Genomic DNA, 21,525 nt, shown 5'->3' with positions numbered 1-21,525 from the left:
TCACGGGGCGTAGGTCATGCGGAGCCGTACCTGGGAGCGGCCCGGGGTCTGGCGGATGGTGAAATCGTCGCAGAGGCGGTGCATCAGCCACAGGCCGAATCCGCGGCCGGCCGAGTTCGGCGGCGGGCCGTGGCCCGCGTGCTGGGCGGTCAGGCGTCCGGCGTGGTCGGTGATCTCCACGACCACGGCGTCCGGCTCCTGCCTGACGGTCAGCGTGCCCGTGCCGCCCCCGTGCTCCAGGACGTTGATGGCCGCCTCGTTGGCCGCCAGAACCAGGTCGATCACCCGCGCCCGCGACAGCCCGGCCTTCTCCGCGCACTCGGTCACGTGCTCGCGCAGTGCGGTCAGATCATCGGTGATCGGCCACTGCCTGATCGGCCCCTCGTCGGCGTCCCCCACGACGGCCTCACCTCTCTCCCCCCAGTAGTTTTACGCATACCCGCGAGGGATGGAGGTTCACTCCTCAGACCCGTTGCCCGAGCAGGATGTTATTTCGCTTTTTTGCAGGGCAGTCCCTGGTCATGGCTACTTTGCTCTGGATCCTGGCGGTGGTATGCGTCATCGCCGGCGTGTACGTCCTAATCGCCCGACGAGACATCCTGTGGGGGATCGTCCTGATCGTGGTCGGTCTGCTGATCGGCCCTGGTGGGGTGAGCATCTTCGGCTGACCCTGCGACGCTGCCGGACTCCCTTGGTCAGGGAGCCGGCACGTCGCCGTGCCCAGGGGCTCAGCGGACCATCGTGAAGAACCGCCTGATGTCGTCCACGAGCAGGTCGGGCGTCTCCATGGCGGCGAAGTGCCCGCCGCGGTCGAACTCCGACCAGTGCACGACCTCGTGCTCGCGCTCGGCGATTCGCCTGACGCCCAGATCACCCGGGAAGACGGCCACCCCGTGCGGCACCTTGGACGGCAGAGGCGGCTGTCCCCAGGCCGCCGAGCTCTCCTTGTACAACCGCGCCGACGAGGCGGCGGTGCCGGTCAGCCAGTAGACGCTCACGTTCGTCAGCAACTGGTCGCGGTCGACCGCCTGCTCCGGCAGTTCGTGGGCCGGGTCGGTCCACTCCTTGAACTTCTCCGCGATCCACGCCAGTTGCCCGGCCGGTGAGTCGTGCAGCCCGAAGGCGACGGTCTGCGGACGGGTCGCCTGGATGATCGCGTAGCCGCGGCCCTCCCCGTCCTGGTACCGGGCCATCCGCTCCTGCTCGGCCTCGGACAGTCCGTCGAACTCGGCGGGGTCGCCTGTGGGGAAGCCGAGATCGCCGTTGATGTGGACGCCGATCACGTGGCCGGAATCGATCCGGGCCAGTTCCGGGGAGATGAGCGCGCCGGTGTCGCCGCCCTGCGCGCCGTACCGGTCGTAGCCGAGGCGGCTCATCAGGACGGCCCAGGCGCGGGCCACCCTGTTCATGTCCCAGCCGGTCTCGGCGGTCGGGCCGGAGAAGCCGAAGCCCGGGATGGACGGGGCCACCACGTGGAACGCCTGGGCGGGGTCGCCGCCGTGGGCGCGGGGGTCGGTGAGCGGGCCGATGATCTTCATGAACTCGACGACGGAGCCGGGCCAGCCGTGCGTGACGATCAGGGGCAGCGCGTCGGGTTCGGGGGACCGTACGTGCAGGAAGTGCACGTTCTGGCCGTCGATCTCGGTGGTGAACTGCGGGAACTCGTTGAGCGCGGCCTCCTGGGCGCGCCAGTCGTAGCCGGTGCGCCAATACTCGGCCAGCTCCCTGATATACGCCGCGGGGGCGCCGTAGGACCAGCCGACGCCGGGCAGCTCGTCCGGCCAGCGGGTGCGGGCCAGGCGCTCGCGCAGGTCGGCGAGGTCGGTGTCCGGAATCGCGATACGGAAGGGGCTGATGCTCATGAGGACTACAGTAGGTTCAGGTTAGGACAGGATCGGTCCTAGGTTGGACGGGACATGCTGGAGACTTCGGCGAGGCTGCTCAGGTTGCTGTCGCTGCTGCAGACGCGCCGGGACTGGACGGGGCCCGAGCTCGCCAAACGACTGGCCGTCACCACCCGGACTGTGCGACGGGATGTGGACCGGCTGCGGGAGCTCGGCTATCCGGTGGACGCCACGGCGGGGGTGTCCGGATACCGGCTCGGCGCCGGGTCCGAGCTGCCGCCGCTGCTACTCGACGACGAGGAGGCGGTCGCGGTCGCGGTCGGGCTGCGGACCGCCGCCGGGGGCAGCGTGGCCGGGATCGAGGAGACGTCGGTACGGGCGCTGGCCAAGCTGGAGCAGGTGCTGCCCTCCCGGCTCCGGCACCGGGTCAGCGCGCTGCAGTCGATGACCGTGCCGATGCCCGGCGGCGGGCCCGTCGTGGACCCGGGCGTGCTGTCCGCGATCGCCGCAGCCTGCCGGGACCACGAAGGGCTGCGCTTCGACTATCGCGCGCATGACGGGCAGGAGAGCCTGCGGGAGGCGGAGCCGTACCGGCTGGTGTATTCGGGGCGGCGCTGGTATCTCGTCGGGTGGGACACCGGCAGGCGGGACTGGCGCACCTACCGCGTCGACCGCCTGCGCCTGCGCACCCCCAACGGGCCCCGCTTCACCCCGCGTGAGCTGCCAGACACCGACCTGGCCGGGTACATTTCCCGGCAGATCTCCAGCGCGCCGTATCGCTACCAGGGGCGCTTCACCATGCACGCGCCCGCCGCCGCGGTCGCCGAGCGGATGCCCCCGTCCTCCGGGACGATCGAGCCGCTGGACGCGCGGACCTGCACGCTGACCTGCGGCTCGAACTCCCTGGACGAACTGGCCCTCTGGGTCGCCCTGATCGGCGTCCCCTTCAGCGCCCACTCCCCACCCGAGCTGGTCGAACACCTCCGCACGCTGGCCGCCCGCCTGGCCGACGCGGCGGGCTCATGACCTGACGAGCAGCGCCGCGACGGCCCGCGTGGTCTCCGGGTGGCTGGTCAGCAGGGCAGTCGCCGCGCCGCCGGTGAGCGGGGCGGTCTGCTGCCAGCCGGGATCGCAGCCGAGCAGGGCGGCCACCGCGTCGCAGGTCGCCGGATGGGCGGCCAGCAAGGTGGACGCCGGGCCCGCCCGCACCGGTACGGCGGTCGCCGGGGCCGCCTCCTGGACCGACCACGGCGGGACCCACCTGTCCACGGCCGACAGGGCGGCGGGGAACGTCCGGCCCGCCTCCCGGACCAGGATGGGGACCAGTTCCTTGGCCTGGTCGCGCAAGGTGACGATCAGCCTGGGCAGCCAGGGGAGCAGGACCGAGTCCGGCAGCCGGGCGAACGCCTTGGACAGCACCTCGACCACGAACGGCGACAGCGCCGGAGCCGTGTCCAGCGCCTGCACGAACCCGCTCAGGTACTGCGGGAACGCCGGGACGACCAGCGGGTTGTCCAGCAGTTCGTCGCAGCGGGCGCGCAGCTCGGCCATGGACAGCAGGCTGAGCTGGAACTGTGCCGTCCACAGCAGCGCCACCTTGGCGGGCGTCTCCGGATGCGACTGCCGTACGGCGATCTCCAGTTGGGCGCGGTCACAGCCCAGGGCCAGCGCCAGGCTCTCCATGCTGAACAGGAAGCCGAGCATGGCGGCCACCTGGCGAACCCCGGTGTCCTCGTCCACGAACGCGGACGGCAGCAGCGTGCAGTAGTGGGCGTACCCGACGGTCACGAACGCCTCGCACCAGGCCGGCAGCTCCGGCTCGTTGGTGCGGTAGTAGGCCAGCAGCCGCCGGATGCGGCGCAGCACCTCGGGGGCGTCGTCCACGGTGCGCTCGGCGGCCAGCAGCTCCACCGCCCGGTTGCCGAGCTCGTCGACGAGCCGACGGCTGCCCAAATAGAGGGTGGCGTCCTCGACGGCCGCGAGCGCCACGGCGGCGGTCGCCTTCGGCTCCCAGACCGACCGGCGCAGCCGCTGCTCCAGCACCTGCTCGACGGTGACGCCCTCGTAGCCCAGCTCGATGATGGAGCGCTGGTGCTTGCCGATCGCCAGGTCCCAGCTCTCCTGGATGGACCGCTCGCCCAGCCTGCGGGTGCCCATGATGGGCCGGACCGCGCCGTCGGGCAGCAGGTGGCGCAGCATCCACAGCAGCCGCGAGCAGGGCACCAGCTCCGGGTTCGTTTCGAGGTTCAGCAGGGCCCGCTTCTGGGTGCGCCCGGTCAGGTCCAGGCCCAGCGGCTGCAGCCGGTCGTACACGTCCTGGGCCAGCGGCGGCAGCGCGTGGTAGCCGACCTCGCCGACCCGGTCGCCGCCGAGCAGGATCTCGCACAGGCGGCGCACGTCGCGGCGGCCCGGCACGACGTCCTTCTCGATGCAGGTGACCGCGGCGTCCTGGAAGTCGTAGGGCGTGGGCCGCGCCCGGTTGCGCATCCCGGCGAGCAGGATGGAGGTCTCGAACACCGCGATGGCGTCCGCCGTACTCGCCAGGTAGCCGTTGCGGCGGGCCAGGCGGACGATGTCGACGCACCAGTCCAGCAGCTCGGCCTCGTCGAGGCCGTCCAGCACGGGCGGCTGCCCCAGGAACCCGGACAGCCGGTCGGCGACCGGTTCCCGCGCGACCGCGACCGCCCCCGCCGCACGCTTCGCCCGCTTACGCGCCCCCTTCTGCCCGTCAAGCTGGTACGGCGGCACGCCGCTCCGCTTCACCGCCTTGTCCCAGGTCGCCGCCGAGATCGACACCGACCCGGAGGCCAGCCCGAACTGTGCCTCGATCGCGGAATGGCTGGACGGAATGAGACCGTACAGCCACTTCGTGGCCGTTCTCGGGCTGATGTCGAAGGGCGCCTCGGCCGCCAGGCCGAACTGCTCGACCCGGCTGGCCGCGTGGAAAGCGCCGCACACGTACAGGCAGGTGGACGGGTCGGCGCCGGACTCGGCGAGGTGCTCCCGCATCCGGGTCCACATGTACCGCTCACGGTCCTCGTCGCGGTCCAGCCGGTTGCTCCCGGGCGGGCTCAGCCGCCGGAACAGGCTGCCGACCAGCACCATGACCTGGCGGTAGGTCTCGTAGTCGGCGCCCGCCAGCGGCTGCTCGACGTACTGGTCCCACCACTCCGACCAGTGCCGCACCTTGCCGTGGTGGATCAGGTGCTCCTCCAGTTCGGCGAAGCGCGGGCGCAGGTCGCCGATCTCGATCCCGACGGCGTCGCCGTGCAGGTCGTCGGCCGTGCCCGGCTCGGCCGGCTCCGGCGGCATCCACTGGAAGACGTGGTCGGTCGAGCGGTCCACCAGCACCAGCTCGACACCGGGGGTGTCGAGGGCGTAGGCGATGGCCTGGTACTCGGCCGACGCCTCGGTGATGGGCGCCACCACGCTCAGCGGCGCCCACTTCGGCGGGAAGCCGTCGATCTCCGAGGCGAACGCCTGCAGCGCCACCGGCAGGCGGCAGTTGCGCAGCTCGTCCAGCAGCGGGCGCAGGTCCTCGCACAGCTCCAGGTAGATGACCTTGGGCTGCTTCTCGCGCAGGCGGCGCGCCATGGCCAGCGCCGAGGCCGGCGAGTGGTGGCACACCGGGAAGATCTCGAGTTCCTCGCGCAGCGCCCGGTCGACGTCGTCGACCAGGCCCGACAGGATGCCGGCCAGGGCGTCCGGAGCCTCGGCGAACGCGGTCGCGGCGTCGTGCAGCTGCTCCCGGAGGGCGCCGAAAGGGCTCATGACAGCGTGGCGATCGCCTGGCGGCCGCCTTCGAGGAAGTCCGTCCAGGGGCCGCCGTCCTGCTTGCTGCGCGGCTCGATCACGCCGTGCCAGTACTTGTTGAGGATGGCCAGGTCCTCGGGGCTGCGCCGGGCCAGCGAGCCGACCAGCGAGGCGGCCAGCGTCTCGACCCGCAGGGTGCGGTCGCCGAAGAACTGGCTGTGCAGGATGGCGTCCTCCAGCACGCCGATCTGCTCGGCCGTGGACAGCGCCGACTCCAGCTTCTCGTCGTCGCTGGTGGCCGAGGCGGCGGCGGCGCGCAGGTCGGCGAAGCTCTGCAGCAGGATGTCCAGCAGCGTCGGCGGCAGCTCCAGCTCGATCTGGTGGCGGCGCAGCAGCTCGGTGGTGCGGAAGCGGACGATCTCCGCCTCGCTGCGCTTGTTCGTCACGACCGGGATGCGGATGAAGTTGAAGCGCCGCTTCAGCGCGGAGGACAGGTCGTTGACGCCCCGGTCGCGGCTGTTGGCGGTGGCGATGATGGAGAAGCCGGGCTGGGCGAAGACGATGTTGTCGTCGTCGAGCTCGGGGATGGAGACGTACTTCTCGGACAGGATGGAGATCAGCGCGTCCTGCACGTCGCTGGTCGAGCGGGTCAGCTCCTCGAAGCGGCCGATCACGCCCTGCTCCATCGCCGTCATGATCGGCGAGGGGATCATGGACTCGCGGGACTGGCCCTTGGCGATCACCATGGAGACGTTCCACGAGTACTTGATGTGGTCCTCGGTGGTGCCCGCCGTACCCTGGACGACCAGGGTGGAGTTGCGGCTGATGGCGGCCGAGAGCAGTTCGGCCAGCCAGCTCTTGCCGGTGCCGGGGTCGCCGATGAGCAGCAGGCCCCGGTCCGAGGCCAGGGTCACGATGCTGCGCTCGACGAAGCTGCGGTCGCCGAACCACTTCTGGGAGACCTCGCGGTCGAGGCCGTCGGCGCGCTCGGAGCCGAGCACGAACAGGCGCACCATCTTGGGGCTGAGCCGCCAGGAGAACGGCTTGTGGCCGTCGTCGATCGACTCCAGCCAGTCGAGCTCCTCGGCGTACTTGACCTCGGCGGGGGCGCGCAGCATCTCGTCGGTCATTCTCGGGGTTCTCCTAGGTGAGGAAGTTCTTGAGCTCGGAAACGAGTTTGCGGATGTGGCCCGAGATCACGGGGGTGCCCAGATCCTTGAGGCGCTGGCGGAACCAGGGGTCCACGCTGGCGTGTCCCGAGCTGTTCACCGAGCCGACCGGGATGAACTTCACCCCGGAGCGGTGGATCGCCTCGAAGTCGGTGATCAGCGCCCGGTTGTCGTAGAAGTCGGAGATCCACACCATCACGGTGTTGCGCGGGTCGGCGATCTTCGGCCTGGCGATGGCCATCGCCACCGTGCCGTTGGTGCCGCCACCGAGCGTGGTACGCAGCAGCACCTCGAACGGGTCGTTCACCCACGGGGTGAGGTCCAGCGCCCGGGTGTCGTAGGCGACCAGGTGCACGTCCACCTTGGGCAGACCGGCGAAGATCGAGGCGAGGATCGTGCAGTTCACCATCGCGTCGACCATCGAGCCCGACTGGTCGACGACCACGATCAACCGGGCCGGGGTGGTCCGCCTGGCGGTCTGCCGGTAGTAGAGCCGGTCCACGTAGAGCCGCTGGTCCTCGGGGCTCCAGTTGGTGAGGTTCTTCCAGATGGTGCGCTCGACGTCGAGGTTGCGGAACACCCGCTTCGGCGGCACCGACCGGTCGATGACGCCCGCGCTGGCCTTCTCCACCTGGGTGCGCAGCACCTCGGCGACCTCGTCGACGAACCTGCGGATCAGCGCCTTGGCGTTGGCCAGCGCCACGCCCGACAGGTTGGACTTGTCGCGCAGCAGTTGCTCGATGAGCGACATGCTCGGGGTGAGCTGGGCGGCGAGCGACGGGTCGGCGAGCACCTCGCGCAGGCGCATGCGCTTGACCAGGCCGCCTTCCATCTCGGCCAGCACCGCGTTCAGCTCGGCGTCGTCAATGCCGTAGCCTCGGCCGCCGCCGGGACCCAGGCCCCGGCCGCCACCTTGTCCGGTACCTTCGCCCTCGCCTTGGCCGCCGCCGATTCCTCGGCAGAACCAGCCGGCGTCCTGCTGCCAGGCGGCGAGCTGGGTGGCGCTGACGTTGCCGGTTCCGGTGGCGAACACGTTGAGCAGGAGTTTGGAGATCAGGGCGGCGCGCCGTACCTCGTCGCCGGGGACCTGGTCCCCCTCCGCCATCAGGCCGTCGAACTCCCCGGCCAGGTCCGGGAAGCGCTGGACGAGGGTGTCCACCGACACGCCCGGGTCGAGCAGCGCCGGGGGCAGGCCGAGGTCGTCGACGATGGCCACGCTGGCCGCCTCCAGCGAGGGCTGCTCCTCGTTGTCGAACAGCCTCGAGAGCAGCCGCCAGTAGAGGACTTGGCGCCGGTTCTCGTCGGCGCTGATCGGTGAGTCACTCATTTGCGCAGCAACCGTCCGGCCCGCTCGCGCAGGATGGCGACCGCGTCCCCGTCCTTGGCCATGGCCTTGACGACCTTGGGGTCGGTGGGGCCGAGCGCCCAGTCGCCGGTGTGCACCTCGACCGTCTCCTGCTTGACCTTCGTCTGGACCGCGAGAGGCTGCAGCAGCCACCGTCCGCCGTCCCAGCGGACCAGGCCGATGCACGCCGAGGAGGCGGCCACCAGCTTGGCGGTGAGCGGGCCGCAGGCGGGAATCCGGTCGACGTCGACCGTGAGGCGGTTGCCGCCCAGGTCGAGCGTGTCGTCGGCGCCCTTCTTGTAGCCCTCCAGCAGCACGGGCTCGGCGATGCGCACGGGGTGGCGGTCCAGGGGCGGCACCGCCGGGGCGACCGCCCCCGCGAGCTGCACCCGGGCCATGGCGAACGCGTCGACGGGCTCGCCCACGCTCGCCTGGCCGTCCTGCCACACCAGGTCGCCGCTGTCCAGCAGCGTCAGGTCCCTGACGTCCAGGCTGCGGTGCTCGGCCAGCGCGCCGAGCAGCACGGGGTGGCGGTGCAGCAGCCGCCACACGGCCGGGCCGACGATCGTGTCCGTCTTCCCGGCGGCGACGCCGGTCCGCACCAGCCGGGACGGCCCGCCGCCGGTGGGCTCCAGGATGCCGTGCACCTGCATCTGTACGGCGGTAGCGTGCTCGTGCACGTCCACGCCGAGGATCAGCAGCCGCCCCGACACCGTGCTCGCCGACCCGGCGCCGCCGGACCCTTGGGACAGCAGCAGAGCACGCGTCCACAGGTCGGCCCAGCGCCGTACCGGCAGGCGATCCATCGTGGCGATCGGCGACGAGGCCCGCAGCTCGGCCGCCAGGCCGTCGAGCAGCACCGCCGGCCGGCGCAGGCCGGGCTCGGCCAGCAGCGCCTCGACCACCTGGCCGGAGGCGGTGACGAGGTCGTGGTCGACGCCCCGCCAGCCGGCGATGGCCAGCTCGCGCAGCCAGGACCGGCACCCGCTGAGCAGGTTCTCGTTCCCCGGCGACGCGGCGGCCGGGGCTTCCTCCCAGGGCGCCCGGGTGCGTCCGAGCGCGGTGTCCAGGCGGTCGAGCAGGGCGTCGTGCACCGCGCCGAACAGCGCGGTCCGCCCACCGGCCAGGGCCGTCAGGTGCTCGTCGGCGATCGAACCGGCGGCGACCTTCCCGGCCGCCTCCCCCAGCCGGTCGCCCAGCGGCGACCCCGCGAAGGCGCCGGCCATGGCGGCCAGCGCGGCGACGCGGTCCTCGCCCAGCCGGGCGAACCCGAAGGCGAGGGCGTCGTCGAAGCCGGTCACCAGGTCGAGGGCCTCCGCCACTCCGGGCGGGTCGCCGTCGAGCAGTTCGGCGAGCTGTACGCCAAGCATCAGCGGACCGCCCCCGTGGCCGGGAACCAGTGCAGCTCGGCGATGGGCTCGGTGGTGTCAGGCAGTTCCAGGTAGGCCAGGTGGCGCAGGAAGCTGCTGAACACCATCGCCCCCGGGGTGCGCTCGATCCCGCCGGTCATGTAGCCCTCCAGGGCGCCCTGCTCGTTGAGTTCGACGCCCAGGTAGCGCGCGACCCGCTCGGCGCCGTACTGCCGGACGCCCTCCTGGCCGAGTGCCACCAGGTGCTTGCACGCGTAGCCGTGCAGTGCTCCACACGGTCGGTTGTTGTTGGTGCTGCAGTTGATGGTGTGGGTCCCGGCGGTGATCGACGAGACGTACACCCGTTCGATGTCCGACCCGCTCGACACCACGCCCTGCAGCCGCCCGTCCGCCAGCTCGACGAAAGGCACTTTTGCCAGTTTGCGCGGCATGACGGGTGGAATCACCCGTGCCGTGCTGCACTGTTCCCACGCGGGTTCGTCCGCGTTCACGATCCTCGACCTCCAGCCCAGACGGCTCGCGGACGCCTACCGGCGCGGCAGCACCTACGCGAACGGGCGATCAATGATCCGGTAATTTACCTCAATACGGACGTACCCGAAGCGGTATTGCGGTTCAGGGGCTCGTGCCGAGCGTGGCGCGGACCGCTTCGGGGGATCGGGCGACGACGGCGGTCGTGTCGTCCACCGTGATGATCGGGCGCTGGATGAGGATCGGGTGCTCGGCCAGGGCCTGGATCCAGCGGGCGCGGTTCGCGGCGTCCCTCGGCCACGCGTCCAGGCCCAGTTCGGGCCGCTCGCCCGTGCGGGCGATGTCCCACGGCTCCAGGCCGAGCCTGCGCAGCACCTCCTCCAGCTCCGGCACGCTCGGCGGGTCCTCCAGGTAGTGCCGCACCGTGTACTCCGCGCCTTCGGCGTCCAGCAGCGACAGCGCGGACGCGCACTTGGAACAGGCGGGATTGATCCAGATTTCCATAGGCCCCATCCTCACCGAACCCGAGCCGAGCGTCATACCGACCTCGCCCAACGCTGTGGTGCTCCGCGGGGTCGTGGCTGGGCTCGCACCGCAAGGTCATCGACCTGGTCGAGCGCTACGGCCGCTGGCTCGTCCCAGGCGTGTTCATGCTCATCGGGGCACTCATCGTGCTCGAATCCGGCGTCCTCGGCCGGCTGTTCCAGTAGGCGCGGGGTTCAGGTGAGCCGGCCGACGTACGCGAGGGCCTGCTTCAGCAGCACGCCCTGGCCGCTGGCCATCTCCTGCTGCACCATCGGCGAGCCGGCCTCCTCCGGCGTGAACCAGACGAGGTCGAGCGCGTCCTGACGCGGACGGCAGTCACCCGCGACCGGCACGATGTAGGCGAGCGACACCGCGTGCTGCCGCGGATCGTGGTACGGCGTCACGCCCGCCGTCGGGAAGTACTCGGCCACCGTGAACGGCTGCGGGGACACCGGCACGTGCGGCAACGCCACCGGGCCGAGATCCTTCTCCAGATGGCGCAGCAACGCGTCACGGACCCGCTCATGGTGCAGCACCCGCCCGGAGACCAGCGCGCGGCTGACCGTCCCGTCGGAGGAGATGCGCAGCAGCAGGCCCACATGCGTCACCACGCCGGTGTCGTCCACGCGCACCGGCACGGCGTCGATGTAGAGGATCGGCATCCGCCCCCGCATCAACTCCAACTCTTCCGGAGCGAGCCACCCGGGCACGGTTTCGGTCCTTTCGGTCATCTGACGATCGTACTTCCCACTCGGATGCCGGGCGGGCGTCGGCCCACCCGACACGCACGGGTCTCAGGGCTTGCGTGCCACCGCGCCGTAGGCGTCGATGTGCTCGGCCTCGGCGTCCGGCCGCCAGCGCGTGATCGGCGCCAGGCCGGGCTCCACCATCTCCAGCCCCTCGAAACACCGGCCGAGCTGGTCGAGCGTACGCAGGTGGTACGGGATGGCCCCGCTCTCCACGAGCTTCTCGCCCCCCTCGTTGATGGCGTCACCCGTGTCGGTGCCGTCCCACAGCACCAGGTAGCTGCCCGCCGGAACCTCGGCCATCACCCGCGTCACGATGGAGCGCATCTCGTCGAAGTCGGTGACGTACCCGAGCACGCCCATGAACATGACCGCGACGGGCCGGTCGAAGTCCAGCACCTTGCGCGCCTCGGCGATGATCGCGTCCGGCTGGTGGTAGTCGGCGTCCACGTACGTGGTCACGCCCTCGGCCGTGGTGTTGGCCAGCAGGGCGCGGGCGTGCACCAGCACGAGCGGGTCGTTGTCCACATAGACGATGCGCGCGTGCGGCGTGATCCCCTGCGCGATCTCGTGCGTGTTCTGCATGGTGGGCAGGCCGGTGCCGATGTCGAGGAACTGGTCGATCCCGGCTTCGGCGGCCAGGTGGCGCACGGCGCGGTTGAGGAACTTCCGCGACTGCAGCGCCATCGTGACGATCTCCGGATACACCTCCGCGACGGCGTCCCCGGCGGCGCGATCCACCTCGTAGTTGTCCTTACCACCCATCCAGTAGTTCCAGATCCGCGCGGCGTGCGGCTGGTTGAACTTGATCCTGTCCGCTAACTCCAGACGAGGGTTGACGTCGTCGGCCATATCAGGCTCCCTAAGCGGGTTTCCGGGTAGGCAAGATCGTACGTCTTTGACATTCGGTCAAGGGGACATTCCCCCCCAAGAGCTGTCAGGCCAGCGGGATCGCGGTCACGGTTCCTTTTGGGAGATCGGCGGGTTGAAGCGGGAGTAGTCGGGGTCGGTCCAGCGCAGCGGCACCGCGCCCGTGGTCTCCTGGACTTCGCCGACGAAGAAGTCCACCAGCCGCGGATCTTCCCGGGTACGGGCGGTGCCGGTGAGCTGGAGCAGCCCGCCGCTCTTCCAGTCCGGGACGAGCAGGCCCGCCGACGGCCGCAGTTCGAGGTTGCCCAGGGTGAGGAACATCGAGTTGCCGGTGTACTCGGGCCACCTCAGGTGGGTGGGTGAGAGCACCTGGACGAAGCCCGGGTTGCCGCCCCGGTGCGAGACGTCGGCGTCGCCGTCGGGCGTGGCCGTACCGATGAAGAAGGTGTCGGCCTCGCTGAGCGCGAGCCGCTGGGCGGCGGTGAGCTCGGTGCCGCGGCATACGCTCCTCGCGCCCGGCGGCATCGGGGTGGACTGCCGCTTCTGCAGGTATTTGGGGCAGTTGGCGAACACCTGGTCGAGCTGTACGCGCAGCCCCCGGCCGGAAGGTTCGGCGGTGCCGTTGACCCGCATCCGGCGGCGGGCGGCGAAATCGATGGCGATCATGCCGACCTTGACCGCCCCGGCGAGGACCTCGGCGAGCGGGTCCTCGGGGGCGGGCAGGGCGTCCACGGTGAGCGTCCACGGGTCGGGGGCCCGCAGGAAACCGGGTTCCCCGGCGAGCAGCGTGGACCATGTCCGGCCCGCCCGGTCGGCCGCGCTGACGATGATCATCGACTGCTCGGCGAGGAACGCGGCGGCGACATCCGGGACGAACCCCCGGATGGCGCGGAGCGCGTGCGCCGCCTGCGACTCCACCCCGGCGCGCTGTTGAACGGCGCGCTCTCCGTGGTGATAGGTGGCCATGGTCTAGAAGAAGCCGCAGGTGGGAGCGCCGGCGGTGGGGGCGGGGGCTTCGGCGCCGGAGGGGGCGTAGATCTCCAGGCGGATACCGTCCGGGTCCGCGAAGAAGATGCCGCCGGAGGCGGCGCCCTCGCCGTGCGGGACGACGCCGTCGTAGGCGAAGTCGGCGCCCAGCTCGCGCAGCGTCCGCTCGGCGGCCTTGACCTCCTCGATCGAGTCGACCTGGAACGCCAGGTGGTGCAGACCCGCGCGGTCGGCCGGGAAGGCGGCCGAGCTCTGCTGCCAGAGCGTGACGACCAGCTTCCCCTCGCGCCCGAGGAACGCGTAGCGGCGCCCCTCCTCCTTGCCCTCGGCCGCGACCTCGAAGCCGAACACCTGCTTGTAGAACTCCACGGAACGGGCCAGGTCCGTGACGTTCAGCCCGATGTGACCGGTCTGGAGCGTGCTCATGCGCATCCCATCCTCGCTTGCGCTGCCTCTAACTGCCAAAACTGACGTTAAAGGTTAGGATCGAAGGTGTCAACCCATCTAGGGCCCGTCACCAGTTAGGCTTGGTCTAGCAGGCAGGATGCGAGGAAAGGTGTTCATGGCGGCTCAGGACCCCCGGCCACTGATCGGCGAACCCCTCGCGATCGACCTGCTCAACACCCGGTGGATGCACGAAGGCGTCCGCCAGGACCTGCTCGAGTCCACCGACGGCCTGGCCGTCTGGCTCGCCGCGCCGACCGTTGCGACCGAACTGCGGGACCATCCGGTGCGCGCCGACGCCGCCACCCTCAACGCCGTACGCCAAGCCCGCGCCGCCCTCACCGAACTCGTCGACACGCCCGAGACCCCCACCGGCCGCGCGAACCTCAACGCCGTGCTCGAGCACGGGAGCGTACGACTGACCCTGACGGCGGAAGGACCGACCCAGACGGTCGAGATCGACAGCGCCGCCTGGTATCCCGCGTGGGCCGCCGCCGAGAACTACCTACGACTACTCGCCGACCGCCCGGAACGGCTCCGGCCGTGCGCCAACCCCGCGTGCATCCTGCACTTCTACGACGTCTCCAAGAACGGCACCCGGCGCTGGTGCTCCATGACCGGCTGCGGCAACCGCGCCAAAGCCTCGCGCCACTACGCCCGCCACCGGCAGTCGTGACCAGGAGACGGCCATCGCGTGATCCTTCGAGTGGCGCAGTTCACCTCGGAGGAGGAAAGCGATGGCCGCAGTCACCAGTGTGACGCCGCACAACCAACGACGAGGCGTTATCGACTGAACGACCACGCCCCCTTGCCCATCTCCACCACGTAGTCGTACGGTCGCGCTAAGCAGTTGACGAAGGCGAGGGAGATCATCATGGGCAAGCACGCGGCTCCGAACAGCCCCAAGGACAAGCCGCTCACCCCCTCCTCCAACGGCAAGAGCCCGGCCGACGGCGCCAAAGACACCAAGCCCAACGGCGCCCACGCCAAAGACCCCAAGGACGACAAGAAGTAGCAACGGCGGCACCGCCCAGCATCCAAGAAACCCCGCTGCGCGGTGCCCCGTCACCCACCGGTCCTCATGGAAGGTCAGGTCCGGCCCGGCAGTGCGGCGGCGACGGCTCCGGGTGGGGCGGGCGTCATGCCGAGCCGCCTGGCAGCACGCTGATCTGCGGGACGCCGGTGCGAGGGTGCGCGCTGACCTCAGCGTCCACCCGGTAGACCGTCGCGAGCAGGGAGGCGGTGAGGACCTGGGCGGGCGGGCCGGCCGCGACCAGCCGGCCGGAGTCCATGACGCAGATCCGGTCGCAGAACGCCGCCGCCAGGTTGAGGTCGTGCAGCGCGACGACCGCGGTCACGCCGAGCCGCCGTACCAGCCGAAGGGCGTCGAGCTGGTGCCGGAGGTCGAGGTGGTTGGTCGGCTCGTCCAGCACCATCGTCCCGGCCCGCTGCGCGAGCGCCCGGGCGATGAGGACGCGCTGCTTCTCCCCGCCGGACAGCCGGTCGAACGGAGCCTGGGCGAGGTCGGCGACGTCCAAGTCCCCCAGGGCGCCCGTGACGATGTCCCGATCGTCGGCGTCGTCCCCCTGGAATGCCCGTTTGTAGGGGGTACGGCCCATGGCCACCACGTCGTACACGGTCAGCTCGAACTCACCGGGCGTCTCCTGCAGTACGGCGGCCAGCCGCCGCGCCAGCCGCCTGCCCGTCATCCGCCAGACGTCCTCGCCGTCCAGCGTCACCCGCCCCGACGTGGGCCGTAACGCCCGGTAGAGGGTGCGCAGCAGGGTGGACTTCCCTGCCCCGTTGGGCCCGACCAGCGCGACGACCTCGCCGGGGGCGACGTCCAGGCAGACATCCTGCACCAGCGCCCTGCCGTCGACGACCACGCTGACGTGGTCGACCCGCAACGCCCCGGGCGTCATCGCGCCGCCCTCCGTCGCATCAGCCAGAGGAAGAACGGACCTCCGACCAGGGCGGTCAGGATGCCGATCGGAATCTCCTCGGGAGCGATCACGCTGCGGGCGGCGAGATCGGCGGCGATCAGGAAGGCCGCCCCCAGCAGGGCGACGGCGGGCAGCGCGCGGCGGTGGTCGGCGCCGACCAGCAGGCGTACCACGTGCGGCAGCATCAGCCCCACGAACCCGATCGACCCGCTGACCGCGACGATCGCGCCGATCATCAGGGCGACCAGCACGAACACCGCGCCGCGGAAGCGGTGCACGTTCAGGCCCAGCGCGGCGGCGGCCTCCTCGCCGGCCAGCAGCAGGTTGAGCGGACGGCTGACGCCGAGCAGCACCCCGGTCCCGAGCAGTACCGCCGCGGCGGGGATCCACAGCAGGTCCCAGGTGGTTCCGGCCAGCCCGCCCAGCATCCAGCGCAGGGCCGCGTCGGCCTTGTGCGGGTCGTTGGAGGTGATGATGAGGTAGCTGGCGACCGCCGAGAGCACCTCGGCGGTGGCGACTCCGGCCAGCACCAGCCGTACCGTGGTCATCCGCCCGCCGGAGCGGGCCAGCGAGTAGACCAGCACGAGCGCCGCGAAGGCGCCGACGAACGCGGCCAGCGGCAGCGAGAACGCCCCGAGCAGCGAGACGTTCAGCACCATCACGACGACCGCGCCGACCGTCGCCCCAGACGACACCCCCAGCAGCATCGGGTCGGCCAGCGGGTTGCGCACCAGCGCCTGCAGCGCCATCCCGCACACCGACAGCCCCGCCCCCACCACCCCGCACAGCAGGATCCGGGGCACCCGGACATCCATCACGATCGTCTCCCGAACCGGCGCCCAACTCGGCTCGACCAGCGGCGGATACACCCGATGCAGCAGAATGCCCCACACCTCCCCGAACGGCAGCCGCACCGACCCAACCGCGACCCCCGCCGTCCCCGCCACGACCACCGCGACGGACAACACCACCAGAACCAGCGTGTACGGCACGCGCCCGCGTTCGGTCACGCGAAAAGATCCGGATGCAACTGGCGGGCCAGCGCCTCCACCCCGGAAGGCACCCGCACGCCCAGCACCGCCGACGACAGCGGCAACACCGCGAACCGCTGGTTCTTGATCGCGGGCACGTCCTTGAGCGCCGGATTGCCGAGCAGGAACTTTTTCTTCGCCTCCACCGACTGGTCGCCGTAGTCGTAGATGACGATCATCTCGGGCGCCCGCTCCGCGACCTGCTCGAACGAGACGTTCCCCCAGGCCTTGCCGAGGTCGCCGAACAGGTTCGTCCCCCCGGCCAGCTTGATCATCTCGTTGCCGATGCCCGCACCGCCCGCCGTGAAGGCCGTCTTGTCGCCGCTGTCGTACACGAACACCTTGACCGGCTCGACCCGCCCGATCTTGGCCTTGACCCCGTCCAGCACCCCCCGCATCGCGACCACCTGCCGCTCCGCCCGGTCGGACACCCCGAAGATCCTGCCGACCGCCCGAACCTCCTCCTCGACCTGGGCCGCCGTCACCGGCCCCGCCGGGCACTCCTCACCGTTCACCCGCGAGGTGATCCCGGCCTCCGCCAGTACGGCCCGGCCGCGCCCCTCCTTCTCGTCGAAGGCGCTGTCGAACCCGCCGTACACGAAGTCCGGCTCCACCGACAGCAGCGCCTCGTACGAGGGGTACTGCTCGGCGAGGACCTTGATCCCCTTGTAGGCGTTCTCGTACTCGGGCAGGATCCGGTCGTCGAGGTAGGCCGTGGCCACCATCGACTTCTCCAGCCCGAGCGCGAGCATGATCTCGGTGACGTGCTGGTTGAGCGTGACCGCCCGCTGCGGCGGCCGCTGGTAGGTGGTCGTCACGCCGCAGTTGGTCATGGTGAGGGGGAAGCCCGCGGCGGACGGCGCGGTGGGCTGAGTGGTGGTGTGAGCGCTGGTTCCGCAGCCCGTCGCCAGCAGGACGGACAGGAGGAACGCGAGCGAGCGTCGGCTCGTCATGAACGGGTCCTTTCACTCACGGGTCGCACCCGATGAGCGGGAGGGGCAAGGAGCCGGATCATCACAAGAGGGTCGCGACGCGGGCAGCCCGAAGGACCGCACACCGATGAGCGGCATGGCGACCACCGTTCCTCTCTTGGGGAGATCCGCCCCAATTTCTCTGAGGAGGCGACCGCGTGAGTCTCCTGGCTCTCGGGTCAAAGCTCCCTCCGGCCTTCCCACCCGCACCCGGGCAGTGGCTTCATCGGAGTTCGCTCACCGATCACAGTGGCGGGACCGCGCCGGATTCACACCGACTTCCTCGTCCGCCGTCGCCTACGCCGCCCATGGTCGCACACCCACATCAAGGACCACTGCGTGGGCGTTTCGCGGTGCCCCGGCACGCGTTCATCCCGGAAGTGGCCCTGGGTGCTGGAGATCGGCACGGGCACGCGGCCGCGGCTGCCCCGGGCGGGTGCCCTACGACCGAGCCCACGTCACGTGCGGCATCCGGGCCGTGCCGTACGGCTGGGCCTGGCGGGACAGGTTCGGGATGACGGTCACGCCGGAGGGGCGGCAGGTGTGGCTGGATTCTCCGGGGCGGGTCGTCGGGTGACGTTTCCCTGAAAGTGGGTGCCCCCGCCGTGGCGGCGGGGGCACGGGCGTGCCACGACTACTTGGGCAGGCACTTCACGGTGTAGGAGATCTCCTTCACCGGCTTGTTGTGGTTGAGCACCTCGAAGCGGGCGATGCCGCTGGTGGCCACCAGGTGCGTGCCTCCCACGATCTTGGTCGTCCCAGCACCGAGGGCCCTCTTGCTCGCGAAGGTGCGTCCGGCCACCAGCCAGCGGTACTCCACCTCCCCGGCGCGGTCCAGGGTCAGTGTCACGTCCACCGCGACCCGCGGCGACTCGTCGCAGTCAGGGTCGGGGTAGCTGACGAGGTGGTCGATCTTGCCGAGGGCCACGGTCACGGGCGGGGACTCGGTCAGGCACTTGAGTACGAACGTCCGCTCGACGGGCTCGCGGGAGCCGCCCTCCACCATGAGGCCGAGGGTGTGAGTGCCGGACTGCTGGTCATTCAGAGAGAACCTGCCGAACACGTACCTGGAGCGAGCACTGCCGCTCTCGGTGAAGTCGATCCGCTCCTCCTGCCACGGCGAGCCGTTCAGAATCCACCGGTACGTGACGGTGGTGGCCGGCCCGGCGGGCAACTGGATGGTGCCCCACGCGTTGTACTCGATGGGAGCCGTGCAGGTGCCCTCGTAGTCGCCGGGAGTCAGGTAGGGGATGGCGGCCACGGGCTTCGCCGGCGGCGGGTCCGTCGGGCCCGGGGTGGGGGTACCTGTGGAGCTGGGGGTGGGAGTGGGGGTGGGTGTGCTGGTGCAGGTCACCTGGTAGGTGGCGCGGCCCGAGTCGTGCCCCCGTGTCACCCGGATGGCCTTCCAGCCGCCAGTGGTGCTGCCAACGCTGAGCGGCAAGACGACCTGCTTGAGGCGGGGGCCTCCGGCGGGGAAGTCCAGGTACTCGACGGGCCCGTCGCCCTGGGCGCTGTCCACCCACCGGTAGGCCACGCGGGCCGGGGTCCTGGACACCTGGATGGTGCCGGTGAAGCGCACGGTCGTGGGGCAGGCACCGCTGTAGGCCGGGGGAGTGACGTCCACGTCCGCGGCGGCCACGAGCGGCTTGGTGGCGTGGGCGGGAAGCCGGTGCGCGGCGTCGTACACCTTGGCCGGGCTCGCGCAGACGACGCTGAAGTGCGCCTTGCGCGACAGGCCCTTGCGGCCGAGGATCTCGACGGCCTGCCAGCCCTTCACCGACTCCTCGAAGGTCTGCCGGTCGCGGACGGTGACCTTGCGGCTCCCGCCGACGGTGAAGCTCTTGATCGATCCCTTGGTGCCGTCACCGCGTACCCAGCGATAGCGGACCGTGCCCTTGCCCTTGGCCGACACGGTCGCGGAGAAGCCCACTGTGGTGGGGCAGTCGCCGGAGTCCGCGGTGGAAGAGGCCTTGACCTTGGCGACCGCCACCTTGACGGCGGGCGCGGCGACGGCCGGGGGAGTAACCAGCAGCCCACTGAGCAAGATGGTGCTCAGCAGTAACGCTGTCCTCTTCATGTAGATATGCCTTTCTCGGAAAGAATGACACAGGCTACTCAGCGTCACTGGTGTCCCACTGGTATCTGACTTGGAGGTCCCCGTCAGCCGTCCAGGTAGTGCAGGACCGCCGCGACCCTGCGGTCCAACTGGTCGGTGGGCGCCAGGTCGAGCTTGGCGAAGATGCTGCGGATGTGCTTCTGTACGCCGCCGTCGCTCACCACCAGCCGCTCGGCGATGGCGGTGTTGCCCAGCCCCTCGGCCATGAGCGCGAGCACCTCGCGCTCCCTGGCGGTCAGCCGCCCCAGCGGGTCACTGCGCCGGGCGAACAACTGGGCGACGACCTCGGGGTCCATCGCGGTCCCGCCCGCCGCCACCCGCCGCAGCGCGTCCACGAACTCCTCCACCCGGCCCACCCGCTCCTTGAGCAGGTAGCCCACCCCGTGCGTGCTCTCGGCGAGCAGATTGGTGGCGAACGCCTGCTCGACATACGCCGACAGCACGAGTACGGCCAGCTTCGGATGCAGCCGCTTGGCCTTCACCGCGGCCCTGATGCCCTCGTCCGTATGGGTGGGCGGCATCCGCACGTCCACCACCGCCACGTCCGGGTGGTGCTCGGCGACCGCGGCCAGGAACCCGTCGGCGTCGGGCGCGGCGGCCACCACCTCGAACCCTTCCCCGCTGAGCAGCAGCACGAGCCCCTCGCGCAGCAGCGCGTCGTCCTCGGCGATCACGATCCGCATGGCAACTCCACTTCGATTCTGGTCGGCCCACCCTGCGGGCTGGACAGCGTGACGACGCCGTCGTGCGCCTCGACCCGGCGGCGGATCCCGGCGAGCCCGGTCCCGGCACTGCCGTCATCCGCTCCGCCCTTGCCGTCGTCGGTGACCACGACGCGCAGCAGGTCACGGTCGCGGCTAAGAGTGACCTGGGCCCGCCGGGCGCCGCTGTGCCTGCCCACGTTGGTCAGCGCCTCGGCGACGGTGAAGTAGGCGGTCGTCTCCACCGAGAGCGGCAGTTGTCCGAGTTCGCCCACCGCCAGCCCGCAGGGCACCTGGCTGCCCGCCGCCAGCGCGTTCAACGCCCCGGCCAACCCCCGGTCCTCCAGGATGGGCGGCAGAAGGCCGCGTACGACGCCGCGCAGCTCGGACAGCGCCTGCTCGGCGGCGCCCTGCGCGCGGTCGAGCGCGAGATCCACCAGCGCGGGGTCGCGGGCCAGCGCCCGCCTGGCCGCGGCGACCATGACGACCACCGCGACCAGCCGGTTCTGCGCGCCGTCGTGCAACGACCGCTCGATCCTGCGCAGTTCGGCGGCGTGCGCCCGCAACGCGCCCGCCCGGGTCGCGGTGAGCCTCGCGACCCGCTGCGACAGGTCGATCGACGGGTGCGGGCCGAGCAGCCGTACCCCGGACCTGGCCTGCCACCGCGCCATCCGGGGACCGAGAAGGACGGCGATCACCTGGATGATCACGGCCCCCACCGCCACCGCCAGCATCGCGGGCCAGGTGGTCACCGGAACCCCGAAGCTGGTGACCCACATGTCGGGGGGCAGGAACCGCCACCACAGCGGGAACGTCGCCTCGCGCAGCGTGATCATCGGTAGGATGACCGCCACCAGGCCGAGAACCAGCCCCAGCGTGCCGTGTACGGCCAGCCAGCTCAGGTCTCGAAAGGTCGCCGGGTCGGCACGAGCGGCCCGCAGCCTGGCCGTCCAGCCCACCGGGGCCTCCCCCACCGGGTAGGGGCTCACCACCTCCAGCCCCCAGCGGTTGAGCCGCGCACGCTCCCGCTCGGCCAGCGCCCTGGTCAGCGCCAGCATGGCCGGGAGCATCAGCAGTCCCACCCCCACCACGCAGGCCGCCCCGACCAGAACCCAGAAGGCGAGTGTCAGCAGGGCGAGCAGAGCGGTGCCGAGGCCGCCTGCCAGGCGCTCAAGCGCCTCGAAGGCGTCACGGGTCATCCCACCACCCTAGGACCGGGCAACCGGTGGAAACACTCCT

General features: G+C 70.9%; 24 protein-coding genes and 1 riboswitch. Of the genes, 6 read left to right on the top strand and 18 right to left on the bottom strand.

The window, feature by feature from the left end; genetic code table 11:
- Entirely contained in the window at nt 1-399 is a 399-nt protein-coding gene (locus tag ABZ911_RS18905; protein ID WP_358056804.1) for an ATP-binding protein, read from the bottom strand.
- Between the two features lie 122 nt (nt 400-521).
- On the opposite strand from ABZ911_RS18905, the gene ABZ911_RS18900 reads away from it, so the two are divergent.
- Nucleotides 522-668: a GPGG-motif small membrane protein gene (locus ABZ911_RS18900; RefSeq protein ID WP_358056802.1), complete on the top strand. Its 147-nt coding sequence runs from the start codon at nt 522-524 to the stop codon at nt 666-668.
- A gap of 60 nt (nt 669-728) precedes the next feature.
- Here the strand turns inward: ABZ911_RS18900 and ABZ911_RS18895 are convergent, their stop codons facing one another.
- The gene (locus tag ABZ911_RS18895) at nt 729-1,862 is read right to left on the bottom strand and encodes an epoxide hydrolase family protein (RefSeq protein ID WP_358056800.1); all 1,134 of its coding nucleotides are present in this window, start codon (nt 1,860-1,862) and stop codon (nt 729-731) included.
- A gap of 54 nt (nt 1,863-1,916) precedes the next feature.
- Between ABZ911_RS18895 and ABZ911_RS18890 the strand changes: the two genes are divergently transcribed.
- On the top strand, nt 1,917-2,870 hold the full coding sequence (locus ABZ911_RS18890; RefSeq protein WP_358056798.1) for a WYL domain-containing protein: 954 nt from the start codon (nt 1,917-1,919) through the stop codon (nt 2,868-2,870).
- Here ABZ911_RS18890 and ABZ911_RS18885 read toward each other — a convergent pair.
- Genes ABZ911_RS18885 through ABZ911_RS18865 form a run of 5 tightly spaced genes read right to left on the bottom strand, consistent with a single transcriptional unit; the run spans nt 2,865 to nt 9,891 of the window.
- Nucleotides 2,865-5,615, bottom strand: a complete 2,751-nt coding sequence (locus ABZ911_RS18885) for a DUF5682 family protein (protein ID WP_358056796.1) — start codon at nt 5,613-5,615, stop codon at nt 2,865-2,867. The genes ABZ911_RS18890 and ABZ911_RS18885 overlap by 6 nt on opposite strands.
- Entirely contained in the window at nt 5,612-6,727 is a 1,116-nt protein-coding gene (locus tag ABZ911_RS18880) for an AAA family ATPase (protein ID WP_358056794.1), read from the bottom strand. The genes ABZ911_RS18885 and ABZ911_RS18880 overlap by 4 nt, the downstream gene beginning before the upstream one ends.
- Nucleotides 6,728-6,740: 13 nt before the next feature.
- On the bottom strand, nt 6,741-8,093 hold the full coding sequence (locus tag ABZ911_RS18875; RefSeq protein ID WP_358056792.1) for a VWA domain-containing protein: 1,353 nt from the start codon (nt 8,091-8,093) through the stop codon (nt 6,741-6,743).
- Nucleotides 8,090-9,481: a hypothetical protein gene (locus ABZ911_RS18870; RefSeq protein WP_358056790.1), complete on the bottom strand. Its 1,392-nt coding sequence runs from the start codon at nt 9,479-9,481 to the stop codon at nt 8,090-8,092. The genes ABZ911_RS18875 and ABZ911_RS18870 overlap by 4 nt, the downstream gene beginning before the upstream one ends.
- On the bottom strand, nt 9,481-9,891 hold the full coding sequence (locus ABZ911_RS18865; RefSeq protein ID WP_358056788.1) for a hypothetical protein: 411 nt from the start codon (nt 9,889-9,891) through the stop codon (nt 9,481-9,483). The genes ABZ911_RS18870 and ABZ911_RS18865 overlap by 1 nt, the downstream gene beginning before the upstream one ends.
- Nucleotides 9,892-9,910: 19 nt before the next feature.
- Here ABZ911_RS18865 and ABZ911_RS18860 point away from each other — a divergent pair, with 19 nt between their 5' ends.
- Complete coding sequence (locus ABZ911_RS18860) at nt 9,911-10,057, top strand: hypothetical protein (protein WP_358056786.1); 147 nt, start codon at nt 9,911-9,913, stop codon at nt 10,055-10,057.
- Nucleotides 10,058-10,096: 39 nt separating this feature from the next.
- Here the strand turns inward: ABZ911_RS18860 and ABZ911_RS18855 are convergent, their stop codons facing one another.
- From ABZ911_RS18855 to ABZ911_RS18835, 5 genes are all read right to left on the bottom strand, one after another.
- Nucleotides 10,097-10,456: an ArsC/Spx/MgsR family protein gene (locus tag ABZ911_RS18855; protein WP_358056784.1), complete on the bottom strand. Its 360-nt coding sequence runs from the start codon at nt 10,454-10,456 to the stop codon at nt 10,097-10,099.
- A gap of 215 nt (nt 10,457-10,671) precedes the next feature.
- The gene (locus ABZ911_RS18850) at nt 10,672-11,208 is read right to left on the bottom strand and encodes an NUDIX hydrolase family protein (RefSeq protein ID WP_358056782.1); all 537 of its coding nucleotides are present in this window, start codon (nt 11,206-11,208) and stop codon (nt 10,672-10,674) included.
- Nucleotides 11,209-11,271: 63 nt separating this feature from the next.
- Nucleotides 11,272-12,075, bottom strand: a complete 804-nt coding sequence (locus tag ABZ911_RS18845) for an SAM-dependent methyltransferase (protein ID WP_358056780.1) — start codon at nt 12,073-12,075, stop codon at nt 11,272-11,274.
- A gap of 105 nt (nt 12,076-12,180) precedes the next feature.
- On the bottom strand, nt 12,181-13,059 hold the full coding sequence (locus tag ABZ911_RS18840) for a pyridoxamine 5'-phosphate oxidase family protein (RefSeq protein ID WP_358056778.1): 879 nt from the start codon (nt 13,057-13,059) through the stop codon (nt 12,181-12,183).
- Nucleotides 13,060-13,062: 3 nt separating this feature from the next.
- A complete protein-coding gene (locus ABZ911_RS18835) occupies nt 13,063-13,512 on the bottom strand; it encodes a VOC family protein (RefSeq protein ID WP_358056776.1) in 450 nt (149 codons plus the stop codon).
- Nucleotides 13,513-13,642: 130 nt separating this feature from the next.
- Here ABZ911_RS18835 and ABZ911_RS18830 point away from each other — a divergent pair, with 130 nt between their 5' ends.
- Nucleotides 13,643-14,200, top strand: a complete 558-nt coding sequence (locus ABZ911_RS18830) for a CGNR zinc finger domain-containing protein (protein WP_358056774.1) — start codon at nt 13,643-13,645, stop codon at nt 14,198-14,200.
- A gap of 198 nt (nt 14,201-14,398) precedes the next feature.
- A complete protein-coding gene (locus tag ABZ911_RS18825) occupies nt 14,399-14,539 on the top strand; it encodes a hypothetical protein (protein WP_358056772.1) in 141 nt (46 codons plus the stop codon).
- Between the two features lie 124 nt (nt 14,540-14,663).
- Here the strand turns inward: ABZ911_RS18825 and ABZ911_RS18820 are convergent, their stop codons facing one another.
- Genes ABZ911_RS18820 through ABZ911_RS18810 form a run of 3 tightly spaced genes read right to left on the bottom strand, consistent with a single transcriptional unit; the run spans nt 14,664 to nt 17,451 of the window.
- Nucleotides 14,664-15,446 (bottom strand): ABC transporter ATP-binding protein, encoded by a 783-nt coding sequence (locus tag ABZ911_RS18820; RefSeq protein ID WP_358056770.1) that lies wholly within the window; start codon nt 15,444-15,446, stop codon nt 14,664-14,666.
- The gene (locus tag ABZ911_RS18815) at nt 15,443-16,477 is read right to left on the bottom strand and encodes an iron ABC transporter permease (protein ID WP_358056768.1); all 1,035 of its coding nucleotides are present in this window, start codon (nt 16,475-16,477) and stop codon (nt 15,443-15,445) included. The genes ABZ911_RS18820 and ABZ911_RS18815 overlap by 4 nt, the downstream gene beginning before the upstream one ends.
- Entirely contained in the window at nt 16,474-17,451 is a 978-nt protein-coding gene (locus ABZ911_RS18810; protein ID WP_358056766.1) for an ABC transporter substrate-binding protein, read from the bottom strand. Before ABZ911_RS18810 ends, ABZ911_RS18815 begins: the two co-directional genes overlap by 4 nt.
- Before the next feature lie 178 nt (nt 17,452-17,629).
- A riboswitch (cobalamin riboswitch) is annotated at nt 17,630-17,756 on the bottom strand.
- A 149-nt stretch (nt 17,757-17,905) separates the two neighbouring features.
- On the opposite strand from ABZ911_RS18810, the gene ABZ911_RS18805 reads away from it, so the two are divergent.
- Nucleotides 17,906-18,046 (top strand): hypothetical protein, encoded by a 141-nt coding sequence (locus ABZ911_RS18805; RefSeq protein WP_358056764.1) that lies wholly within the window; start codon nt 17,906-17,908, stop codon nt 18,044-18,046.
- 57 nt (nt 18,047-18,103) lie between these two features.
- Here the strand turns inward: ABZ911_RS18805 and ABZ911_RS18800 are convergent, their stop codons facing one another.
- From ABZ911_RS18800 to ABZ911_RS18790, 3 genes are all read right to left on the bottom strand, one after another.
- Nucleotides 18,104-19,546, bottom strand: coding sequence for a hypothetical protein (locus tag ABZ911_RS18800; protein WP_358056762.1), 1,443 nt, complete (start codon nt 19,544-19,546; stop codon nt 18,104-18,106).
- 83 nt (nt 19,547-19,629) lie between these two features.
- Complete coding sequence (locus ABZ911_RS18795) at nt 19,630-20,268, bottom strand: response regulator transcription factor (protein ID WP_358056760.1); 639 nt, start codon at nt 20,266-20,268, stop codon at nt 19,630-19,632.
- Nucleotides 20,256-21,485 (bottom strand): sensor domain-containing protein, encoded by a 1,230-nt coding sequence (locus ABZ911_RS18790; protein WP_358056758.1) that lies wholly within the window; start codon nt 21,483-21,485, stop codon nt 20,256-20,258. The genes ABZ911_RS18795 and ABZ911_RS18790 overlap by 13 nt, the downstream gene beginning before the upstream one ends.
- Nucleotides 21,486-21,525 lie beyond the last annotated feature (40 nt).

It is taken from the genome of Nonomuraea sp. NPDC046570 (assembly GCF_040645915.1).
Classification (GTDB): domain Bacteria; phylum Actinomycetota; class Actinomycetes; order Streptosporangiales; family Streptosporangiaceae; genus Nonomuraea.
Note: the sequence above shows the minus strand (reverse complement) of the source record. Positions and strands in the feature narration are given on the sequence as shown.